The organism is uncultured Campylobacter sp. (assembly GCF_938045405.1).
Taxonomy (GTDB): domain Bacteria; phylum Campylobacterota; class Campylobacteria; order Campylobacterales; family Campylobacteraceae; genus Campylobacter_B.
In genome coordinates this window covers 1-1,940 of sequence record NZ_CALIMW010000256.1, presented here as the reverse complement: position 1 = coordinate 1,940, position 1,940 = coordinate 1, and the positions used below count along the sequence as shown (strand labels likewise).

3 protein-coding genes are annotated in these 1,940 nt (G+C 35.1%); all 3 read left to right on the top strand.

Annotated elements, in window-relative coordinates; translation table 11 throughout:
• Window positions 1-273 precede the first annotated feature (273 nt).
• Window positions 274-1,074: a hypothetical protein gene (locus Q0140_RS10835; RefSeq protein ID WP_297964488.1), complete on the top strand. Its 801-nt coding sequence runs from the start codon at window positions 274-276 to the stop codon at window positions 1,072-1,074.
• A 49-nt stretch (window positions 1,075-1,123) separates the two neighbouring features.
• Entirely contained in the window at window positions 1,124-1,273 is a 150-nt protein-coding gene (locus Q0140_RS10830; protein WP_297964486.1) for a hypothetical protein, read from the top strand.
• On the top strand, window positions 1,270-1,940 hold a 671-nt coding region (locus Q0140_RS10825), incomplete at its 3' end, for a hypothetical protein (RefSeq protein ID WP_297964484.1). The genes Q0140_RS10830 and Q0140_RS10825, both read left to right, overlap by 4 nt.

Here is a 1,940-nt window from a genome sequence, read left to right as displayed (position 1 = left end):
ATTTTATTATCGAGAAGAAATACTATAAAGAGAGAAAAAATGCCGTAGTCGGTATTGGAAAAGGTTTTAAATTTGATAACTGCGGCAATATAAATTATCCGCTGGAAGAATATTATTTGGGTGGTAGAGATATAGAGAGGCGCTAAATTCTCTAATATTAATTTCATTAAAAAATTTAAGGGACTTAAGACCGATGGATGCAAAGCAAGGGTATAAATTTCACAGGACGGCGAGGTATGCGTTTGCTTCGCTGGCGGCATTTAAAGGATCATTATGAAATTTCGCAAACTTAAATTTAAAATCCTAGCCGCGGCACTACTTTTCTGCGCCCTGTTTATCCGCATCGTGCCGGATTACTCCGCTTCGCAAGGCTCCTGCGTAGTTACTATTTTTGGCTATTACAAATATCAAAAGGGATATTGTCTAAAAGAGAATAGAATTCTGAGCAACGAAGAGCTACTTCAAAATGCCGCTATAAATTATTTTAAAAGATATCACGACTATGAGGTTCTGCGAAATACCATTATCGATGAGCACGATATAAAAATTTTCGGCCATAGTTTTTATACGGCGCGCATCTCCAAGCTCTATCTAATCGGTGATTTTAATGAAGAAAACTGGTTTGATTTTTTAGTTGAAAATACCGACAGAAAGAGTTTTGATTATGAGATAAAAGACAAGACGCAAATAGATATCTCCGATCTATCAAAATATTTTGTATATAAGGATGAAATTTTGGGCTTTAGACAGCCTATTATCTTATCGGAAGAGAAAAATCCGCTTCATGGTGGAAAAATGTTTTTAGAAAAATCATTTTTAATAAAAGAAAATCAATTTTTTGTGAATTATGTTGATGTCGATGATATAAGTTTTTACATTGAATATAATGTTATTAAAAATTTAATGGCAATAAAAAGCGGATATGAGAATTTAGAAAACTTTAACGAAGTCTTAGCTTACACTCATATGAAGCATTATAGACGTAAATTCTCATACGATAATTGCGGAAATATAAATTTTGATATCAAAGCTCCGGCGGAACAGGAACTGGATATGTGGATTCACGGTGGATAAGATTGGTTGAAATTTTATCTTAACGAATGTAACCGAAAAAGGATAAGAGATGGGCAAAAAAGAAACTGATCTAAGATTAGACTTAGAGGGCAATTACGGCGCCGATATATTGAGTTATTATTTGTGGGGAAAGAAAACTCCTCCTGGTCCGAAAGAATTAGCCTCTAACGAATGGATGGATAGAAAAGGACTGATATGAAATTCTACAGGTCTATTAAATTTAAAGCCCTAGCAGGCACGCTACTTCTTATAATAATACTCTGCGCCGCATTCATCCGCATCATCCCCGATTATTCCACTTCACGAGGCTTCGCCGTCGTTTCTCTCCCCGACTATAACAAATACAAGCAAGGATACTGCCTCAAAGAAAACAGAATTTTGCCGAAAGAGGAGCTGTATAAAAAAGTGGGAGGAGCATATTTAGATAATAATGTAAAATTATACCAAATGATCGATGCTTATAGGTTGAAAACCTTCGGTAGTCTTTGGTCTAGTAGATACGAGGTTGCATACTATGAACTAGAAAATATAAACTTATCGAATTGTTTTGAAGTGTTAGAAAAATATTATCAAGAGGGAAAAACGACCGAGCAGATACTGATAAAAGAGCTAAAGGCTAAAAAAACCGATCCAAAGAAATATCTAAAAATAAATTTGAACGATACGAGCGTTGGATTTGACAGACCGATAGTTAGGGTTGACGGTGGTGAGGAAGAGGTCACAGGCACTTTGTTTCTTGATAAATTCGCTATATTTAACGGTAATTATATGCAGTTTAACCATTCGGAGTATCTGTGCGATACGATAGGAAATTTTATTATCGAGAAGAAATACTATAAAGAGAGAAAAAATGCCGTAGTCGGTAT

Bases quoted from the DNA above. Each gene is read 5' to 3' on its own strand.
- Q0140_RS10830 (WP_297964486.1), top strand. From the start codon at position 1,124: ATGGGCAAAAAAGAAACTGATCTAAGATTAGACTTAGAGGGCAATTAC.
- Q0140_RS10835 (WP_297964488.1), top strand. From the start codon at position 274: ATGAAATTTCGCAAACTTAAATTTAAAATCCTAGCCGCGGCACTACTT.